The 18,231-nt window shown below is 44.0% G+C and carries 18 protein-coding genes; 5 read left to right on the forward strand and 13 right to left on the reverse strand.

The annotated features are described in order from the left end of the window. Positions 1–130: 130 nt before the first annotated feature. The 4 genes from AB4512_RS14600 to AB4512_RS14615 all read right to left on the reverse strand — a co-directional run bounded on the left by AB4512_RS14600 (position 131) and on the right by AB4512_RS14615 (position 3,515). Complete coding sequence (locus tag AB4512_RS14600; RefSeq protein ID WP_053302227.1) at positions 131–421, reverse strand: type II toxin-antitoxin system RelE/ParE family toxin; 291 nt, start codon at positions 419–421, stop codon at positions 131–133. Next, positions 411–659: a type II toxin-antitoxin system Phd/YefM family antitoxin gene (locus AB4512_RS14605; RefSeq protein ID WP_004730320.1), complete on the reverse strand. Its 249-nt coding sequence runs from the start codon at positions 657–659 to the stop codon at positions 411–413. Before AB4512_RS14605 ends, AB4512_RS14600 begins: the two co-directional genes overlap by 11 nt. Before the next feature lie 788 nt (positions 660–1,447). Further along, positions 1,448–1,846: a hypothetical protein gene (locus tag AB4512_RS14610; protein ID WP_372175100.1), complete on the reverse strand. Its 399-nt coding sequence runs from the start codon at positions 1,844–1,846 to the stop codon at positions 1,448–1,450. Positions 1,847–1,934: 88 nt separating this feature from the next. Then, the gene (locus AB4512_RS14615; RefSeq protein ID WP_372175101.1) at positions 1,935–3,515 is read right to left on the reverse strand and encodes an EAL domain-containing protein; all 1,581 of its coding nucleotides are present in this window, start codon (positions 3,513–3,515) and stop codon (positions 1,935–1,937) included. Positions 3,516–3,856: 341 nt separating this feature from the next. On the opposite strand from AB4512_RS14615, the gene AB4512_RS14620 reads away from it, so the two are divergent. The 4 genes from AB4512_RS14620 (at position 3,857) to AB4512_RS14635 (ending at position 6,673) form a co-directional block, all read left to right on the forward strand. Then, the gene (locus AB4512_RS14620) at positions 3,857–4,732 is read left to right on the forward strand and encodes a hypothetical protein (protein WP_372110678.1); all 876 of its coding nucleotides are present in this window, start codon (positions 3,857–3,859) and stop codon (positions 4,730–4,732) included. After that, positions 4,729–5,238, forward strand: coding sequence for an NUDIX hydrolase (locus tag AB4512_RS14625; protein WP_372110681.1), 510 nt, complete (start codon positions 4,729–4,731; stop codon positions 5,236–5,238). Before AB4512_RS14620 ends, AB4512_RS14625 begins: the two co-directional genes overlap by 4 nt. A 58-nt stretch (positions 5,239–5,296) precedes the next feature. After that, positions 5,297–5,707 carry a lysozyme inhibitor LprI family protein gene (locus AB4512_RS14630; protein ID WP_372175102.1) on the forward strand — a complete coding sequence of 137 codons (411 nt, stop codon included), beginning with the start codon at positions 5,297–5,299 and terminating at the stop codon, positions 5,705–5,707. Positions 5,708–5,881: 174 nt separating this feature from the next. Then, positions 5,882–6,673: a carbon-nitrogen hydrolase family protein gene (locus tag AB4512_RS14635; protein WP_372175103.1), complete on the forward strand. Its 792-nt coding sequence runs from the start codon at positions 5,882–5,884 to the stop codon at positions 6,671–6,673. 102 nt (positions 6,674–6,775) lie between these two features. Here the strand turns inward: AB4512_RS14635 and AB4512_RS14640 are convergent, their stop codons facing one another. From AB4512_RS14640 to AB4512_RS14675, 8 genes are all read right to left on the reverse strand, one after another. Then, the gene (locus tag AB4512_RS14640) at positions 6,776–9,235 is read right to left on the reverse strand and encodes a CHASE3 domain-containing protein (protein WP_372133074.1); all 2,460 of its coding nucleotides are present in this window, start codon (positions 9,233–9,235) and stop codon (positions 6,776–6,778) included. Between the two features lie 221 nt (positions 9,236–9,456). After that, complete coding sequence (locus AB4512_RS14645) at positions 9,457–10,458, reverse strand: substrate-binding domain-containing protein (RefSeq protein WP_372133071.1); 1,002 nt, start codon at positions 10,456–10,458, stop codon at positions 9,457–9,459. 153 nt (positions 10,459–10,611) lie between these two features. After that, the gene (rbsK, locus tag AB4512_RS14650; RefSeq protein ID WP_017064747.1) at positions 10,612–11,556 is read right to left on the reverse strand and encodes a ribokinase; all 945 of its coding nucleotides are present in this window, start codon (positions 11,554–11,556) and stop codon (positions 10,612–10,614) included. Positions 11,557–11,761: 205 nt separating this feature from the next. Continuing rightward, complete coding sequence (gene rbsB, locus AB4512_RS14655; protein ID WP_372175104.1) at positions 11,762–12,640, reverse strand: ribose ABC transporter substrate-binding protein RbsB; 879 nt, start codon at positions 12,638–12,640, stop codon at positions 11,762–11,764. A gap of 127 nt (positions 12,641–12,767) precedes the next feature. Continuing rightward, a complete protein-coding gene (gene rbsC / locus AB4512_RS14660) occupies positions 12,768–13,754 on the reverse strand; it encodes a ribose ABC transporter permease (protein ID WP_017060855.1) in 987 nt (328 codons plus the stop codon). Further along, positions 13,751–15,256 (reverse strand): ribose ABC transporter ATP-binding protein RbsA, encoded by a 1,506-nt coding sequence (gene rbsA, locus AB4512_RS14665; RefSeq protein ID WP_372175105.1) that lies wholly within the window; start codon positions 15,254–15,256, stop codon positions 13,751–13,753. Before rbsA ends, rbsC begins: the two co-directional genes overlap by 4 nt. 99 nt (positions 15,257–15,355) lie before the next feature. Beyond that, positions 15,356–15,775, reverse strand: coding sequence for a D-ribose pyranase (gene rbsD / locus AB4512_RS14670; RefSeq protein ID WP_017060853.1), 420 nt, complete (start codon positions 15,773–15,775; stop codon positions 15,356–15,358). 199 nt (positions 15,776–15,974) lie between these two features. Continuing rightward, positions 15,975–16,289, reverse strand: coding sequence for a winged helix-turn-helix domain-containing protein (locus tag AB4512_RS14675; RefSeq protein WP_172379169.1), 315 nt, complete (start codon positions 16,287–16,289; stop codon positions 15,975–15,977). A gap of 86 nt (positions 16,290–16,375) precedes the next feature. On the opposite strand from AB4512_RS14675, the gene AB4512_RS14680 reads away from it, so the two are divergent. Beyond that, positions 16,376–16,894 (forward strand): outer membrane beta-barrel protein, encoded by a 519-nt coding sequence (locus AB4512_RS14680; protein WP_372175110.1) that lies wholly within the window; start codon positions 16,376–16,378, stop codon positions 16,892–16,894. 115 nt (positions 16,895–17,009) lie between these two features. Here AB4512_RS14680 and AB4512_RS14685 read toward each other — a convergent pair whose 3' ends face one another. Further along, positions 17,010–18,053, reverse strand: coding sequence for an endonuclease/exonuclease/phosphatase family protein (locus AB4512_RS14685; protein WP_108149531.1), 1,044 nt, complete (start codon positions 18,051–18,053; stop codon positions 17,010–17,012). Positions 18,054–18,231 lie beyond the last annotated feature (178 nt).

An 18,231-nucleotide genomic window follows, 5' to 3' on the forward strand; every position in this document is an offset into this window, starting at 1 on the left:
GTGGTTTTTAGCTAGGTCGATACCGCAGAAATAAGAATAATCAGACATGGTGCCTCCGATGCATTTAAGTACCACATAAGTGTGGCAGATCCTCGGTAGGGGGAATCCATGTCATTCGTTGATACCGCAATCAATCATCTAACCTTTTCATAGCTTTACGGTAAACATCGCTACGTTCGCGTTTTCCGACTGCTAAGACGGTTACAATGATGACATCGTCTTCAACTTTGTAGACGAGACGGTAGCCCGATTGGCGTAGCTTAATCTTATACATGTTGTCAGCTCCAGAGAGTTTTGAAGCCGGAATATGCGGGTTATCTAAACGCTCGATTAGCTTTTTCTTAAATTGTTGTTGAAGCGTTGAGCCAAGCTTTTTCCATTCTTTGAGTGCGCTCTTTTTAAAGTCGAGTTTATAGGTCATCAATATTTACCGAAATGCTCTCTTCAGATTCACGCTCTTTCGCAATAGTTAGTAGTTCAAGATCTTCGAGTCTGTCCATCATCATTTCGTACGCTTCGGCTGGTACGCAATAAAATGCTGGCTCATTTCGGTTCAGTACAGCAACAGGTTCACCGTAAGCACTAGTTGCAACTTTCATAGGGTTAGCTTTCAACTCAGTAATGCTTGCAGCAACATCGGCTAAAATTCTAGTGGTCATGTAATAGGTCTCTTAAGTGGTCTTTGTTTTGGTCATTTTAGCCTCAACCAAGAGGTATAACAAGTTGCTTAAGAATAATTCGCAACGCGTGGCATTTTTACTATGCGTTGGTTTATGTGTTTAAGGTATTATGCGGAGGCTAAGGTATTGGTTTGCTCACACCTTAGCAAGGCGTAAAGTGTCGATATCTTGGGATTATAGTTCTAGATATCTAATTCAAAATAGCTGCGTAAACCTTAATTTAGAGGCTCTTGAACCATGGTATTACTTATAGTTTGGTTGGCTATTTGGGTTTCTTCAGTCAAGCCACTTGCTTCTGTCGCCCGACGAACATACCGCATTAGAGTACAAAGTAGTTCGAATGGTTGGAAAAGTATTTTGTTTTTTATATTGGCTCACCTTACCTTTGTTCAACTATTTAGCTTTCCTGTAGATAGTTGGTTTTACTGGGTACTTCCAGTACTAAATGTTTTGTTTGTTATGCACATGCTCTTGCTCTTGGATTTGGTTCTAGATCGTTATAGTGTGGTTGATACTTCACGTTTTACCCATCGTTCAATTGCACCTTTTTTGGTGTCATGTAGTGCATTTATTGCAATGCTTTTCTACTCAGCTTATCTCAATGATGCAATACTGAGGGGAGTATGTATTGCTGCTCTCTCAATAGGTTTGACAGGGTTTCTAGTAACTTATAGAAATGTAAAATAGGGTCATACAGCTAACAGAGTATTTTAGGTTGATAAGAATCAACCCAACCAAACAGGGCGCCAATAACGGCGCCCTTTGTATTAGTTGGCAACGCTGTAAGTGTCGTAGTCGCGCAGTAAGAAGAGTGCGACACAGGTTGCGAGCATTGGCCAAGAGGCGAAGAATAGAAGGTTATTGAACGGGTCCATGTATTTTCCAAAAGAGGCGAAAGTTGAGCCTGCATGCAAGACCAAAATGGCTCCGTAGGTGTACTTTTTCCACATGCCTACAACGAATGCGCCTAAAAATCCGAGCTGCGCGACACCCAGAGCCATCATCGCATTGTTCGAGATGTCGATGCCGTAAAAGCCAGACAGTACTTTTGTCGCGTGCTCAGGGACAAGGATCTTATCTAAGCCCCAGAATAAGAAGACGATAAAAATGCCGATTCTCAGCAGTAGTAGGCTAGTCGCCAGTTTGGTTTGAAGTGTCTTTTCCATGATATCCCTTGTGATGCATTCAATGATGCGATGATTTAAATGTTCATCAAAGGAGACCCATAGCCTTCGCGTTTTCTTTCGCAGTTTTTTAGTGCCTTATGTAACAAGGAAATGTCTGGTTGGTTTGTTCCTCAACGTTATCGGACTCAAAATGCTGCTGCCTGAGTAAGCTGACAGTCAGGTTTATCGGCATCGGCTTATAAAAATAGAAGCCTTGGATATAGTCGACACCGAGCTTAGATAAGATTTTCACTTGGGATTCATACTCGACACCTTCGACGATGACTTGCATGCCTAAGGAGCGTGATAGTTGAAGCATGGACTCTAGCAAAGGGAGACCAAAGCTGGATTCGTCGGATATGTTTTTCACAAACACGCGATCGATTTTGAGAATGCTGAACGGGAACTGTCTTACGAAATCTAACCCTGCGTAGCCTGTACCAAAATCATCAATCGCGACTCTGACGCCCCTGTTCGATAGCTTGGTTAGGTTGTCTCTAATTTTGACCATGTCGGCATCAGAACATTCACCATATTCGGTTACTTCAAAAACCACCTGCTTGAGGATCTCAGGGTGTCTTTTAAAGATGCTGATCACTTTGTTAGAGAAGTTACTGTTAGACACTACGTTGCGGCTGATGTTGACGCTGATGTACTTTGAGTCGAACACATCTTGATTGCTTTTCAACGTCATTAATACTTTGCGCAGCACGAAGTAGGTGAGCTCCTCAATTAAGCCTAAGCTTTCAGCAAGCGGAATGAAAATAGCCGGGGAGACGTTACCTTCAATTGGGTCGTTCCATCGTAATAGTGACTCACAGCCGACGATCTCATTGGTGTTTTGGTTAACGATAGGCTGCATGTGAACATGAAGGTGTTGGTTTTTTAGCGCACTTGAAAGCGAATATTCTAAGCTGCGTTGGCTCTGCTTTTTATGCTTGATGGAAAGGAGAATAATGGTGGTGATTCCGGCCATCAAAAAGCCAAACCATAAATAACTCAACATGAAGTGAAGATAAAACTGATACCCAATGTATGAGGTGATGGTCAATGGGTAGGTGTTTGATTGTATCCGCACCTTGGCGATTGATGAGTCAATATCGGTAGGGTGGATATCTCTTTTGATCACTTCAACTTTGGCCTGTATTCCATGGCTGCTCAGGTTTGTTTCAACAAGGTCATAGATGAAGTGTGGCGGAATCATCAGGCTCACTCCGGCATCTTCTTTGTTCGAGAAAATGAGCATGATGGACTGAACTTGCGTGATGGCCGAGTTGGAATACGACAGGGTTGTTAAATTCGGGTCGTCATTGAGTCGCTGCCTGATGGTGCTGTATAGGCGAAATGAAACGTCACCATCGGTGGTTGAACAGTAAAATCGGTTCTGTTTATTGAATACCGCTGCTTCTTTTACCCAATCGGCTTCAAAAACGTTTTGTCGAAGCTGTCTAACGATCGCGTCGCATGACTGTTCAGGTCTAACTTCAGATAAAAAACGGTCGAACCTTGATTGGATCCCTTCTAACCTGGTTTCGACTAACCTTGATGTGTCTTCGGTTAATGTTTGGTAGTGATACGGTGTAAAAGGAATGAGCATTGCCATGGAAAAAAAGAAAGAGATGGCAAAGTAAAATGAAGTCTTGGCAATGTTTTGGTACTTGATATCCATAGTTGGAGAAGCGTTACCGATTTATGTGAGCATTCGATTTAATTTATAAAGTTAGCGTTTAGGTAGCAATATAAATAATTAATAGTGTGAGTGCAGGCACGAATTATTGATATAAATAATATGTTTTCTAGTTTTACCAGCAAAATCTTGATGTTATCTCGTTTTTTCTTGGTGGGGTTGATATGATTTTGAGCAAGTTTTAGCAGGTTAGCTATTGTTGCTTTACTACAATATGCGTCGATGAAAAGGATTTCGAATTGTTATTCAAAGAAAAACTATTGCTCTCAAATTGTGATTCAGTGAGGCAGTTAGACCGTTGTGAGTTACGAAAGAGATTTTTAATGGGAATGACGTTTGGAGATGGTGTAGTGCTGTCCCCGAACACATTGATTGATAACCCATGTTTTGATGAAGTCCTGATGCGGGCAAACCTTGTAAAATACTTAAATGAAGAAGGAGCTGGCAAACTAGTTATTAGAGGGTTTAACTTAGAGAGTAACTTTGAATTGGAGGAATATTTTGAAAATTTACCTGACAATTTCATTTTCTCAAGCTTTGAAGGGAATCCTCTTAAAGGGAGTTTAAGCAATCATCAGTTAGGTATTTTACGTAAGCGCTTGCGAGATACTCAGTTTGCACTCGACAGCATAATCTATCGTTCAGAGAGAGTCGCTTTACAGCAAGATGCTTTACAACATGAGGTATTTCGTCGTATCGACGATGACTCAGCATTGAACCATTATTTTGAGTCTGACGGTGATAGGATTCTATTTAAGAGCATGACCGACAAAGTGTATTCAAGATCAGACTGGTACAGTCAATCGGACATTTACTTCGGTAAAATTAGTTCAATAGAGTCTTTGAGGTTTAAGAGTGAGGTAATTAACCCTGCATACAACTCACTGTTTGCGACTAAGGGAGAAGGCTTTTTGTTAGACGACATAAAAATACTAAATAATGTTCCCGAGAAAATACTTGATGCAGGTGTTGTATACAAATCATTAAAAAATGAAATTGAGTTGATCCAATATCCTTACAAAGCTTTTGAAATAATTTCCACATTGGGCAGTGTAGAGTTGATGCAGCTTATAACTGATGAAGCCATGGGCTACATAGAAGACAAGCTCAAAGACAGTGCAGAGAAGACCATGACAAGACAGAACTGGTTTGGCATGTATCCAAAAATGCAAAAATATATGGGACTTGAAATAAAATGATTGAACAGTATTCAAACCCTTGGTTCAGCGTAGTCAAAGACGGTGTATTCCACTATGTCATAGAGCCAGATTCTGAAAATGGTGCTGTGGTGCTAGTAGAAACTAGTGACTCTTATATTTTTGTCTTGATACCTAGGATTGCTCACGGCAAAGAAAACCAAATTGAAGCCCCAAGAGGTTATGGGAAAGACCAACAGTCCAGCCTTGAAACTTCTATGAGGGAGCTGTTTGAAGAAGCTGGTTATTTAGTTGAGCCATCACAGGTAGAAAAACTTGGCTCTGTTAAACCTAATTCTGCCATTTTAGCTTCTGAAGTCGATATTTATTTAGCACAAGTTAGGGAAGAACAGCGCGTTAAAGAATGTGACAGCGAAGTAAATGGGATTGTGAACGTTGCCAAGTCAGATATTCGAAGGTTGATTTCTCGTGGTGAGATTACGGATGGATTTACATTGAGTGCTTTTGCATTACTTTGGAGCAAGTATCCACTATCTATTGAATCTTGAAATGGTCATTGAGGCTTAATCTTTTCCTATTACTTATGAACATCTCGTATAAACCATTATGAAAAAACTGATATCAGCACTTATAGCGGTGTGCTTCTCATTCTCTGCGTTGGCCGACGAAGGTGTTGTTGATTGCGAGAATGCGATGAATACCATCGAGATCAATCAGTGTGCGGCAATTGAGTTGGAATCTGCACAAGCGGAACTGGATAAATACCTTGCGGTCAGCTTTGAGCACAATGCTTACGATGCTGAGCTGGTGGCGTCAATTAAGAAGGCTCAGGAGAGCTGGCAGGCGTACATGACAGCACATTGTGATTCTGTGTACACCCAATGGCGTGAAGGTTCTATTCGAGGGGTTATGGCGCTTTCCTGCAAGATGACGTTAACCAAGCAGCGCACGCATGAGGTGTGGGTGAATTTCTTAACCTATATGGACAGCACGCCTCCCGTTTTACCAGAGCCTTAATTAGCGCCGTAGGCAGGTTTAAAATACGTACAGGACTGTGCACCTGCTTCAACCTTTGGCGGGCGAATAAGAAAGCGATAGGGGATTGCCTTACTCTTTCGTTCTTAGTTCTTAGTTCTTAGTCTCTAGCTTGAAGCATTACAGCTTGAAGTTTTACCTAGCAAGGATTCGATTTTGAATAATGTCAGTATCACGCTTATTCAGCTTGAAGTTGAATACAAAAACAAACAAAAGAATATAGATTCGGTCTCTGATCTTTTGCAAGCGGAGCCGTCAGTTGGCGATATTACTTTACTGCCTGAACTGTTCACGACTGGGTATATTTTTAATGAGGCTGAAGAAATTCATGAATTGGCTGAAGACTTCGCCGACAGCAGTACTATTGATTCATTAACGCAGCTTGCAGCGAAGCATCACACCTTGATTGTTGCTGGTATTGCCGAGAAAGATAGCGGCCAATATTACAACAGCGTCGTGGTTGTGGATGCTTCCGGTTTACGACACAAATATAGAAAAATCAGTCAAACCAAATTCGATAAGCAGTATTTCTCGAGAGGGGAGGAACGCCTCTCGTTTGAGCACAAAGGCTTAAAGTTTGGTGTCGCGATTTGCTTTGATATTTGGTTCCCGGAGATCATGAGAGGGTATCAGTCGGTCGACGTTATTCTTCACCCTGCCAACTTCGGTGGGCATCATAGTTTTGCCATTGCTCAAGCGAGAGCCTTGGAGGAAGGGTGTCACATGGTTACTTGTAATCGCCTCGGGCAAGATGTGGTTAATGCGTTTACCGCGGCTTATTGTGGTGGAAGCCGAGCCTACTCACCCAAAGGGGAGTTAGTGACTAAACTTAACGACAAGCAATCGGTAGAAACCGTGAGTATTCAAGATCTCTCGATTGCGCCGCAATACAATGGCGTTGATGTTGAAGATGAGATGCAGCAAATCACCGATCTGTTAAACCGCTAAACCGATAGACCGTTAAATCGCTAGAACAGAGACTAGCGCGGTATAAGATCGAAAAACGCAAGGTGATTAAGCCTTGCGTTTTAGCTTGGGAGCGAAGCGTTCTTAAGCTTGATCGTTCATTTGATTCAGATGCTCGACTGAATGGGCGTTTTTCATCCGCTGAGCTTGATGGATATTGACCATAAGGCGATTGAGCAGCTTTTGCAGTCGTTCAATATCCGGCAATTGTTGATTTTTGGCTTCGACTTCTAGTTCCAATGCCTGCTTAGAAAGCATGTTAAGGCCTAAGTTTAGTGACATGCCTTTAATGGAGTGCAGGGTGCGACAAAGTGGCTCCAACTCCTTCGCTAAATAGTATTCGATGACACGGTCAACCGACTGTTCGAACTCAATAATGGTTGAGTCGATGAGTAAGCTGAACCCTTCCGTGTCGTCTTTCAGTATGTGTATCACTTCTGAGTGGCTGATCTCTTCTTCCGTTAACCTCAGCGTTTCAATAGGCTTACGATGAAGCTCGACAATATTTTCATTCTCACTCGAACCTTCGGCTGCGGTTTGTTTCGGTAATCGACTTGAGAACTGTTGTAGGGCGTCGAAGAAACTCTCTTGCTGCAGAGGCTTGGTCAGAATATGGTCGACACCGGCTTGAATGAAGTTGTCATGCGCCTCACGGAATACATCGGCCGTATAAGCGAATATCAAGGTATCGAGTTTCAGCTTTTCGCGGATGTAATTTGTTGTCTCGACCCCGTTCATTTCAGGCATATGATTGTCCATCAAGATAAGGTCATATTGAGTGGTTTTGAGGCGTTCAATTGCTAGTTTTCCGTTCTCTGCATGATCGACATGATGGCCGAGCTTTTCACAAAAGCCCTGTGCAACAATGGCATTAATACGGTTATCTTCCACCAACAGGATACTTAACGAGTCATAACTGAGAGTTTCTGCATCGACTGTATGGGTTGCGATGTCTTTCGCTTTGCTTTCTTGCCATGTGATAGGCAGAGAGACTTGGAATTTTGTGCCAAGCCCAACAGCACTGGTTAATGTGATTTCTCCATTCATGAGGTTGACTAGGTTCTTGACGATTGCGAGGCCAAGCCCTGTTCCGCCAAACTTCCTTGTTGTGGAAGTGTCTGCTTGTTCGAACGAATTGAATACCTGTTCGTGCTTATCTTTCGGGATACCAACTCCGGTGTCTGTCACGGTCAGAATCAGTTGATTGTTGGGGCGATTGAGGTCAGCTTGAATGGACACATGACCCTCTTTGGTGAATTTGGTCGCATTGCCGCCCAAGTTGAACATGATTTGACGTAGCCTTGCACAGTCTCCGACGAGTTGGATGTTTTTCGGTATGTTATTTTCGATCAACAGGCGAATGCCTTTTTCATCGGCTAAGGGTTTTAGAGCGCTGCATACAGGCTGCATGACTTGAACAAAATTAAAGGGTGCCACATCTAGCTCAAGCTTGTTTTCTTCGACTTTTGAGAAGTCGAGAACGTCGTTGAGTATTGTCATCAAGTGGTGACCAGAATCGAGAATGATGTTGATGTTCTCTTTTGTTTCGGGTTCTTGGGTCTGGCTTGCAATGATTTGAGATATTCCAAGAACGCCGTTCATTGGCGTTCTGATCTCGTGGCTCATGGTAGACAGAAAATCGCCCTTAGCTTTTACTGCGGCTTCAGCTTTGGTTCGTTCGGCGATTAGCTCCCGAGTTTTCGCTCTCATTTCACTGTCATTACTGATCAAATTGTCTGTCATTTTTTGAAAGCTTTGTTTGAGATGAGCGATTTCGTCTTGGGTGTTTATATTCGAACTCAATTCCAGAGTTGCAGCACCTTGATCCAAATGGCCAGCGGCAACTTGGTTAGTGGCCTCAAGTAGGGTGTGTAATCTTCGATTAATACGCTTTGACGCCCACGCAGCAACAAGGAGTGATATGAACACGGAAAACAGTGTTCCGAGGATTAATATGTAGCTGGTTTGATTGGCTGAGTTCTCCGATTTTTCGACCCTGGTAATAATAAGTTGTTGTTCAATTTCAATGAATTGAGCAATCTCTTGGCGAATCTCATCAATCAATTTTTTTCCGGTTTGCTGCTGAGTGAGGTCGATGACACTTTGTATTTCAGCTTCGCCTTTATTGACAAGGCTGCGTTGATTGATCTCTTTCTCTCCAGACTGTTTCAGCCATGTTTTATGAATATCATCGATTCTATATAGGCGTTCTACTTGAGGTGGGTTATCACTCACTTGATTCGCAAGGGTTTGGAGTTTTTGAGGCCATACATCAAGAGCTAAATGGTAGGGTTCTAAAAAAACAGGATCACCCGTGATCAAGTAACCACGTTCAGCCGTTTCTATGTCGACTGTTAAGCTGAGAAGTTCTTGAGCCCGAGCGATGGCTTTATGTGTGTGTACAACCCAATTATTGTCTTTTACAACCGTTCGGGTGTTTTCATGGACAGAAAAAGCCACGATAAGCATCAAAGCGATAGGAATCAAAAAGCTGACTAATAGCTTTTTCTGTAGGGATATATTGTCAAACCAACCCGCGATCATAAAACAGCGCTCTCCATGTCGTTGTTATTCACTGTTAGTGTAGATGATCATTAGTCGTTAAGTGCGCAAATAGTTGCTGAGTGCGTAAATACATACTTTAGCGTGTAAGTTTCGCATATTAACGGCATTTTAGGGGCGATTAAGCGGCGTTATTATGTTTCAAAGACAAAAAAGCTAGCTCAATAAGCTAGCTTTCAACGGTGTGATGAGTGTGGCGAGTATTAAAGCGCTTTTACGCTGCTTCGTTCAACAAGAGTAGGTTCAAGTTCAACGACTTGCGGATAAGCATCTGGAGTTTGTAATCTACTCAAAAGCGTATCCACTGCGGTTTTACCTAAACGATGTTTTGGCTGGTGGACAGTGCTTAACGCGGGTGTCATGTACTTCGACAGGTGGATGTCATCGTAGCCAATGATAGACAGATCATTCGGAATCGATGTGCCATCTTGCGCCGCAGCGTGAATCACGCCCATCGCCATCATATCGTTACTGACGAACAAGGCAGACGGCATTTGACCACGAGTTTTCAATGTCTGATAAGAGTCAAAACCACCGTCACATTCAAAGTTGGATTCAACAATCCACTTAGGGTTGATCTCTAAATTGGCTTCTTCCATTGCTTGCTTGAAGCCTTGATAACGAGACGAAGCTTGATTACGGTGCAGTGGGCCAGTGATACAACCAATTTGAGAATGACCGTTATCTATCAAGTGCTTAGTTGCCATGTAGCCACCTTGGTGCGAGTTGTCTTGGATCTTATCGCTCGCAAACAACATAGGGCCCCAATCCATGACTACAACAGGCAGTTCTGGGTAGCGCTCGAATACATCGATATGTTCGCCTTCAAGGGTAGAACACATTAGCATCAGGCCATCGACTCGCTTTTGCAGCAAGGTATCGATAGAGGATTTCATGCGTTCGCTATCGCCTTCGGTGTTACACAAGATAAGGTTGTAGCCTTTTTCGTAGCAACGACGTTCCACACCTTTTACCACTTCGCCAAAGAATGGGTTGGTGGATGTGGTCACTAGCATTCCCAAGGTTTTGGTTTGCTTCATTTTCAAGCTGCGAGCTAATGCAGACGGCGCATAGTTGAGTTCTTTAGCCGCACTGTTAACACGCTCAGCAATCTCTTCACTGACAAAACGTGACTTGTTGATCACGTGGCTCACGGTAGACGTTGAAACCTTTGCAACCCGAGCGATGTCTTTCATTGTTGCCATATAAAATCCTTGTGGGAATCACTTTTCCACGTTGGGCGATATTCTGCCTGAAAACAGGGGCTTATGCTTGATATTTGTTGTTGCCGAATTTGAAGGCTTACATCCGTTAACTACGGTTTAGCTCAGGAGTTAACCCTTCAAATAGGTATCAAGCTAAGCCGACAGTTGTTCTGCCAAAAACGCATCGGTTTCAGCACGGCTTGGAATCGACGTTTGAGCGCCAAAGCGAGTCACTGAAATGGCAGCGGCAGCGTGAGCAAACTTAATCGCGCGTTCTAATGGCATGTCTTCAAGCAAGCCTGTGACTAATGCGCCATTGAAAGTATCACCAGCAGCGGTTGTGTCCGTAGCTTCAACGCGGAAGCCTGCGATTAATTCACCTTCGCTAGCTTCATTACCTTGACCACGATGACTCACCCAAACGCCTTTCGCGCCTAGCGTGATCATTACCGTTTCGATGCCTTTAGCATGCAGAGCCAACGCAGCCTGATGAGCAGACGCGTTGTCCGTCACGGTAATGCCTGTCAGCACTTCTGCTTCAGTTTCGTTCGGTGTAATCACGTCAACACAAGCAAGCAGTGAATCCGATAATGGACGAGCAGGAGCCGGGTTTAGAATGACTTGCGTGCCACTCTCTTTTGCTACTTTCGCAGCGTATTCAATGCCTTCAATTGGCGTTTCAAGCTGAGTCAGCAAGTATTTAGCGCCGCGAATCTTCTCTAGATGTGGTTCGATTTGGTCGCAAGTCAGCTTGTCATTAGCTTCTGCAGAAAGACAGATGCTGTTTTCACCCGTTGCGGATACTTGGATCATCGCGATGCCAGTTGGCGTGTTGTCTGCCACGATAACACCGTCGATGTTGATGCCGTCTTTAGCGAAGTCTTGACGAATGTTGATGCCGAATGGGTCGTCACCGACACAGGCGATGAAGCCGATATCTGCGTTTAATCGCGCAGCAGCGACTGCTTGGTTTGCGCCTTTACCGCCAGGGATGACCTGATAGTTACCGCCAATCAAGGTTTCACCCGGACGAGGGAACGAAGGAACTTGCAGTACGTGGTCAGCGTTAACGCTACCTAAAACAATCAGTTGAGTCATGATACGAGCCTTATGATATATCGTATTTGAAAATGCATGGGTCTTTCTCATGGTGTTGATTACTCGCCTTGTTAGCGGCTTATGAGAAACAGCGATGCACTGTCGGGTTTAGTTTTTATGTTAAGTCAGTGATCTAATGGGCTGATGAGTTAAGCAAAGCAGGGGATAGGGGACCCCTGCTTTATATCGCGTTACCTAGTAACTATTACTTAGCGATGATTTTTAGAGGTACTGGTACGTACTCGTCTACTGTTTCGCCTTTCAGTACTTTGTCTGCCATTTCGATACCTAGAGAACCGATTAGATCAGGCTGTTGTGCAACCGTTGCGCCAAGTAGGCCACGGTTAACAGCAGCGATGCCGTCTTCAGTGCCATCAAAGCCAACGATCATTACGTCTTTACCTGACGCTTGAACTGCGCGAAGTGCACCTAGTGCCATTTCATCGTTTTGAGCAAATACTGCTTGTACATCTGGGTTAGCAGCAAGCAAGTTTTCCATTACGTTCAGACCTTTAGTACGGTCGAAATCAGCAGGTTGGCTTGCAAGAAGCTCAAGGTCGCTGCCGTTTACTGCATTCATGAAGCCTTCACCACGTTCACGAGCTGCAGAAGTACCAGCAATACCTTCAAGTTGGATTACTTTCGCTTTTTCGCCCACTTTTTCCATGATGAAGTGACCTGCCATTTCACCACCGATTACGTTATCAGAAGCGATGTGGCTTACTACGTCACCACGGCTTGCACCACGGTCTAGTGTTAGTACTGGGATGTTTGAACGGTTAGCCATGCGAATTGCGTTAGACACGGCGTCTGAATCTGTTGGGTTGATCAGGATTGCCTTAACACCACGAATGGTTAGATCTTCAATGTTCGACAGCTCTTTGCTTGGGTCGTTTTGAGAATCCAGAACGATAAGCTTGTAGCCTAGCTCTTCAGCTTTCGCTTCTGCGCCATCTTTCATGGTTACAAAGAATGGGTTGTTCAATGTAGACAGAACGATTGCCATTGTATCTTGCACCTGTGCAGACACAGATACTGTTGTAGAAAGAAGAGCAGCAGAAATAAGAGTCGCTAATTTTTTCATGGTGTAAGTCCTTTGTGTAGGGGGAGCTAAGAGGTGAGTCCTAGCTCGTTGTTACATTATTTATAGATTCTAATATTTTAAGGTAAAACAGGGTGTTACTTGTATTAACCTAGAGTGTGAATAGGTTTTATTTGTTTTTGTTGTCGACCAATACTGCCAGAAGAATAACCACTGCTTTTGCAATCATCTGGTAGTAAGAAGATACGTCTAGTAGGTTTAGGGCGTTGTTTAGGAAGCCGATAATCAGAGCACCAATCAATGTGCCCATGATACGGCCACGACCGCCAGCTAAGCTTGTCCCGCCAAGAACTACGGCTGCGATAGCGTCTAGCTCATAACCCATACCTGCGGTTGGTTGAGCAGATGACAAACGCGATGCCACGATGATGCCTGCCACTGCAGCTAGCAGACCACAGATTGCGTAAACACCGATTTTTACTTTGTCTACGTCGATGCCTGATAGGCGAGTTGCTGATTCGTTGCCACCCAGTGCGTAAACGTAGCGACCAAAGCGTGTGTGGTTAAGTAGGTACCATACTGCTGCGAATACCACGACCATGATCCATACTGGAACCGGTACACCCATTGCGTAGCCAGTACCGAACCAAGCGAATGCGTCTGCTGTGTCTGTGAAGCCTGTTGAAATAGGACGACCATCTGTGTAAACCATGGTTACGCCGCGAAGTAGTGTCATGGTGACAAGCGTTGCGATGAAGGCTTGAACCTTACCCTTAGCGATAATCACACCACTAATCGCACCTAATGCTGCACCTGCTACAAGAGCGGTTGGTACTGCGATCATCACAGGGATTTCCATGCCAATCATGCTGGCTGCGAACGCACCACAAAGCGCCAGTACAGAACCAACACTCAAGTCGATACCCGCGGTTAAGATAACCAGCGTCATACCTACAGCGATAATTGCGTTAACCGAGGTTTGGCGCAGAATGTTTAGGATGTTGTCGACAGTAAAGAAGTTCGGGTTTAAGAAAGAAACGACAACAATCAGGAAGAGCAAAGCAATCAATGACTTTTGATCAATCAGCCACTCTTTGCTGATTAACGGTTTTTTCTTTGGAGCTTCAGTTGTTTTGCTCATGGTTTTAGTACTCATGCTGCGTCCTCGTTGATCTTTTTACCGACCGCACACGCCAGTAATAATTCTTGGTTTGCTTCTTTAGCATCAAATTCACCGCTTACACGGCCTTCATGCATCACCATGATGCGGTCACTCATTCCTAACACTTCTGGCATTTCAGATGAGACTAAAATGATGCTCATGCCGTCGGCTTTAAATTTATTAATGAGTTGGTAAATCTCTTTCTTAGCACCGACATCGACACCGCGCGTTGGCTCGTCGAGAATCAGTACTTTTGGTTTGGTCATCAAGCCCTTAGCGATAGCCACTTTCTGTTGGTTACCACCAGAAAGGTTGCCAATAATCTGTTCGCGCGTCGGGGTTTTGATGTTGAATAGCTTGATGAAGTCATCTACTGCAATCACTTCGTCTTTATGTTGGATTTGACCGCTCTTTGTTAGTAGGTCAAGTGAACATAACGACATGTTTTCTTTAACAGAAAGCCCTAGAACTAAGCCATCGCCTTTACGGTCTTCAGAAATGTAAGCAATGCCATTGGCCAAGCCGTCTTTCGGGCTTACAGGGTTGATGGTTTTATTTTCTAGGTTGATGACGCCGCGTTCACTTGGAAGGGCACCGTAAATCACTTTCATCAGTTCAGTTCGGCCTGCACCCATAAGGCCAGATACACCCAGGATTTCGCCGCGCTTTAGAGTAAAGCTCACGTCATGAACACCAGAACCCGTCAGGCCAATCACTTCAAGACAGGTTTCACCGTGGCTCTGCCCGATACGTGGGTATTGTTCGTCTAGCTTACGGCCAACCATCATTTCGATTAAGCCATCTTCGTCGGTGTCTTTAACTTCACACTGACCAATAAACTTACCGTCACGAAGTACCGTGATGTCGTCACAAATCTCAAAGATCTCTTTCAAGCGGTGAGAGATGTAAACAATGCCGCAGCCTTCAGAACGTAGCTCGTTAATTACCTTAAATAGCGACTCGGTTTCGGTATCGGTAAGCGCATCAGTTGGTTCATCCATGATGATGACCTTAGATTCAAACGATAGGGCTTTTGCGATCTCTACCATTTGTTGCTCACCAAGGCTCAACTGGCCTAAAGGTGTTTTCGAGCTGTGTTTCACGTTAAGGCGTTTAAGTAGCTTGTCGGCTTCTTGGTACATCTCGTTCCACAAGATACGACCCATGGTGCCCGTGATTTCACGACCTAAGAAGATGTTCTCGGCGATGGTCAACTCAGGAATTAGATTCAGTTCTTGGTGAATGATGCTAATGCCTGCTTGTTGAGAATCACGTGGCCCTTTAAATGCAGCAGGTTTTCCTTGGTAGGCGATAGTGCCGCCGTCCAAGTGATAGATACCCGTAAGCACTTTCATGAGCGTTGATTTACCCGCACCGTTTTCACCCATTAACGCCATTACGCGTCCTGGATAAACGTTGAGGCTTGCCTTATCCAGTGCTTTAACACCAGGGAAGGCTTTCTCAATTGAGCTAAGTTCTAAAATGGCTTGAGTCATGTCGGTTCCTTTACTCGGGGCCAGTTGTATTTGATTGTTCTGTCTATGTATTCTTTTGGTTCAGTGATGACACTGAGCTGTCGTTGCGTTTTGCTTGAGCTAAAAGGTTACGCCAGCTTGGAAAATAACATTTGCGTAGGGTGTGCATTCACCGGTGCGAATCACTGCACGGCTTTCATGCGTTCGCTGTTTGAATTCTTCATGAGTGATGTAAGTAATAGAAAGCGATTTGCCACAACGTGCTTCTTCTGTCTTGATCAAATCAATCAGCGCTGCGTGGTGCTCTGGGCTTACTTTCGCAAACTCTTCTGCAATCACAACGCCTTCGATTTGAGATTCATCCAGCATGGTTTTTACCGTTTGCTGAAAGCTAGGGACACCGTGAGTTAAAGCAAGATCAATACGAGTTACGTGGTCTGGAATTGGCAGGCCCGCGTCACAAATCGTGATTTCATCTGTGTGGCCAAGAGTCGCCACTAGGTAAGAGAGTTCAGAGTTTATTAGAGTACTTTTTTTCATATCACGACCTATCGAAAAATAACGCTTGATGGGTTGAGAACAACTCAAGAAAAGCCATCGAAACGTTTCGATAGTGATAATAGTGTCTGATTTATCATTTGCACGTTTGATTGTTTTAGAGTGTGATAATGATCATCGAAACGTTTCGATGGGGCGTTTTTTGGTGATCTTAGTCACCGCCATTGATTGCATAAATCCTTTATGTGGGTTCAATCGATAGCGCATATCCAAACTTACTGATGGTAATGATATGGACGTTTTGTGCTCTTAATCGCGCGAAGACATTGCGTAGGTTATAGACGACGTTAGCAAGAACATGCGGTGACGAGAGTTGCCCGTCCCAACACACATCAACAATATGCTCTCTTGAAATCGGTCTTCCCACATTTTCCAATAATAAGCAGAGCACTGCTAATAGGTGAGGGCGCAAAGTGATTTTGTTTCCTTGCTGATTGGTAATCGTTCGAGCGTCGATATCAATGATTAAGCCGTTGAGGTCTATTGTGTGGTTCATCGTGTTTTCTGTTCGTCTTATTCTGAATTGTGGAGATTGAGCAAAACTGGTCTGCTGTTCGAGCGGGTAACTATTTAAGTGTGCTAATGGTCGAAGTGGGCGGGTTAACTGACACGATCAGTGAGCCTATTACTTTTAAAGCCGAAGACAATACTTACCGATTAATTGCTGGTTACAAATTTAACCGCATTGTTTCGGTTGAAGCTCAATACACAGATTTTGGTGATATCGCCCTGAAAACGAAATCTGGTAATAAGGTTTTCACTTGGACACCTCAAATCTTTTCGGTAACGGCGAACCTCGGTTACACGTTTGATAATGGCATTCGTCCATTTGGCACTATCGGTCTGTCGACTATTGATCTAGACATGAAGCTTGCTGGTGGCTCTCGCCCTTCAGGAGATGGTTTTGATGATTCGGGAGATGGCATCCGTATGGGTGTTGGTGTTGGTGTTGGATATACGCCACCTACAATGTCTTCGTTGAGCTTTCGCTTAGCATACGAAGCCGATGCTTTTGATATCGAAGATTACGAAAACGGACACAAGACAGAAGATACTGTTGTTCTGGATTCTTTCTACTTAGGCGCAATGTACACATTCTAAGTTTCACACTTTGTTGAACGGTAAATCGGTTTCTAAATGGGGCGTCGGTTGGCTCAACCCGTTTAACTAAAGTGGAAGGCCGCAGTTTTTGACTGCGGCTTTTTTATGTTTAACTCTAGGCTTCACGAATATGAGCGGTGACAGACACGATGGCATGGTCGGTACTGAATTGGTCATGCTCGAAGCTTGGATTAATCAGGTGATGGTCTAACACTGTGTAGCTAGAGATCTCCATTAAGCTTGAAGAGTTCTGACAATCAAACTCGTTCGACATCAAAATGTAGTCCAGTACAGACCCAGAAGCGCCGTAGTAATGGGTTGGCTTACGCTGTTCAAGCAAGTCTTCTTCATGCAGTTGATGATAAAGATCCCAGCTGTCTTTCAATTGAAAGTGGGATAGCCAATGCTTGCTGTTTTCGTCTCGGTTGATTGAGTAACTCAACAGCCCTTTAAACTCATCATTAAACAGTGGCTTATTAAAGTCACCCATTAACACAACTGGCTGGTCGGTCTGGTAGCGTTGATGGGTGATGTATTGGTGCAGCATCTGAGCTTCTAGACCGCGTTGGACACTCGATAGCCAAGAACCAAGCTGTTCTTGGTGAAAACGAGTGAGCGTGTCACTTTGTGGTTTTGCACCTTGCTGAGTGTTGTTCGCATCACCAGATTCTACCTTTGGTTCTGTCGGACGTTGTGATTTGAAGTGCACCACATAACAGTCGGTTGAACCTAAATGGGGTAACGTAATCGTCGCGTGAACAGGCGTTCTGTTGAATGAGAATTTGTCGTCAAGGTTGAATGCTGTCAGTAACTTCGAATCTGGCGCAACAGGCTGTACGTTTTCAATCGGGTAACGGGAAGCGATCCCAACGACAGGTGAGGTGTATAGGTAATCATCTTCAACGTGTGCGCTATCGACCACTGCAAAGTATGGATACCCTAACTCGTTCATCAATTGCTCTAAAGACTGCGGGCTAAATATCTCTTGGAAGCCAATCACATCGCAATCTAACGAACGAATCGCTTCAGCCATCCAATGTTGCTTCTTCTGCCATTCTTCAAAGCTGTAGATGTTCTCAAAATCATAATAAGCATTCGGTGGCTCGAGATAGTTCAGAAGATTGAACGTTGCGAATGTTATTTGGTTTGGTTTGTTCAAAGTGTCATTCCATTTAGACCTAGGCTGCAAGGATACTCCAGTAAAAGTATAGTTTGTTGATTATTTAGAGCCTAAATTTCACTTTAGAAGCCAACCAAAGGAATCTAAGCCGTGGAGGTTTGTGTCATTCACGCTAAGCAATCTTAGTGCTTCTGCCTTCCCCCGAGCTTTCCAACGC

It is taken from the genome of Vibrio sp. 10N.222.52.B7, from assembly GCF_041474275.1.
In the GTDB taxonomy this organism is placed as follows: domain Bacteria; phylum Pseudomonadota; class Gammaproteobacteria; order Enterobacterales; family Vibrionaceae; genus Vibrio; species Vibrio crassostreae_C.

Excerpts from the sequence above, each read along its gene's own strand:
- AB4512_RS14600 (WP_053302227.1), bottom strand. The coding sequence starts at position 421 with ATGACCTATAAACTCGACTTTAAAAAGAGCGCACTCAAAGAATGGAAA.
- AB4512_RS14605 (WP_004730320.1), bottom strand. The coding sequence starts at position 659 with ATGACCACTAGAATTTTAGCCGATGTTGCTGCAAGCATTACTGAGTTG.
- AB4512_RS14610 (WP_372175100.1), bottom strand. The coding sequence starts at position 1,846 with ATGGAAAAGACACTTCAAACCAAACTGGCGACTAGCCTACTACTGCTG.
- AB4512_RS14615 (WP_372175101.1), bottom strand. The coding sequence starts at position 3,515 with ATGGATATCAAGTACCAAAACATTGCCAAGACTTCATTTTACTTTGCC.
- AB4512_RS14620 (WP_372110678.1), top strand. The coding sequence starts at position 3,857 with ATGGGAATGACGTTTGGAGATGGTGTAGTGCTGTCCCCGAACACATTG.
- AB4512_RS14625 (WP_372110681.1), top strand. The coding sequence starts at position 4,729 with ATGATTGAACAGTATTCAAACCCTTGGTTCAGCGTAGTCAAAGACGGT.
- AB4512_RS14630 (WP_372175102.1), top strand. The coding sequence starts at position 5,297 with ATGAAAAAACTGATATCAGCACTTATAGCGGTGTGCTTCTCATTCTCT.
- AB4512_RS14640 (WP_372133074.1), bottom strand. The coding sequence starts at position 9,235 with ATGATCGCGGGTTGGTTTGACAATATATCCCTACAGAAAAAGCTATTA.
- AB4512_RS14645 (WP_372133071.1), bottom strand. The coding sequence starts at position 10,458 with ATGGCAACAATGAAAGACATCGCTCGGGTTGCAAAGGTTTCAACGTCT.
- rbsK (WP_017064747.1), bottom strand. The coding sequence starts at position 11,556 with ATGACTCAACTGATTGTTTTAGGTAGCGTTAACGCTGACCACGTACTG.
- rbsB (WP_372175104.1), bottom strand. The coding sequence starts at position 12,640 with ATGAAAAAATTAGCGACTCTTATTTCTGCTGCTCTTCTTTCTACAACA.
- rbsC (WP_017060855.1), bottom strand. The coding sequence starts at position 13,754 with ATGAGTACTAAAACCATGAGCAAAACAACTGAAGCTCCAAAGAAAAAA.
- rbsA (WP_372175105.1), bottom strand. The coding sequence starts at position 15,256 with ATGACTCAAGCCATTTTAGAACTTAGCTCAATTGAGAAAGCCTTCCCT.
- rbsD (WP_017060853.1), bottom strand. The coding sequence starts at position 15,775 with ATGAAAAAAAGTACTCTAATAAACTCTGAACTCTCTTACCTAGTGGCG.
- AB4512_RS14675 (WP_172379169.1), bottom strand. The coding sequence starts at position 16,289 with ATGAACCACACAATAGACCTCAACGGCTTAATCATTGATATCGACGCT.
- AB4512_RS14680 (WP_372175110.1), top strand. The coding sequence starts at position 16,376 with ATGGTCGAAGTGGGCGGGTTAACTGACACGATCAGTGAGCCTATTACT.